The organism is Bartonella vinsonii subsp. berkhoffii ATCC 51672 (assembly GCF_902825225.1).
Taxonomy (GTDB): domain Bacteria; phylum Pseudomonadota; class Alphaproteobacteria; order Rhizobiales; family Rhizobiaceae; genus Bartonella; species Bartonella berkhoffii.
Map to the genome: position 1 here is coordinate 1 of NZ_CADEAK010000332.1, position 388 is coordinate 388.

Annotated in this window: 1 pseudogene; it reads left to right on the forward strand. The window is 47.7% G+C overall.

Annotated elements, in window-relative coordinates:
* Nucleotides 1-388 (forward strand): annotated as a pseudogene (locus tag J7R10_RS09490) (filamentous hemagglutinin); the annotation flags it as partial.

The window sequence follows — 388 nt, forward strand, 5'->3', positions numbered from 1 at the left end:
GGGGGCTCCATGAGTGCCTCTTTCCAAAAGGATAAATCCTCTAGCGATTATCACAGTGTTGTGGAGCAATCAGGCATCAAAGCGGGTGATGGCGGCTTTAATATCATTGTTAAAGACAAAACGACCCTAACCGGAGGCATCATTGCCAGCACAGCCTCGGCGGACAAAAACAGCCTGACCACAGGAAGCATTAGCACCAGTGATATCAGCAACAGTGCCCATGCTACAGCCAGCAGCCATGGGTTTAGCCTTTCTGGGAATGACACGATAAAGAACATTGCCAAGAATGTTTTAAATCACGGCAAAGCCAAGGATGGAGTAGAAGGGGAAACCAAATCTGCTATCAGTGATGGGACTATCATCTTTACTGATACAACTGGACAGAGGG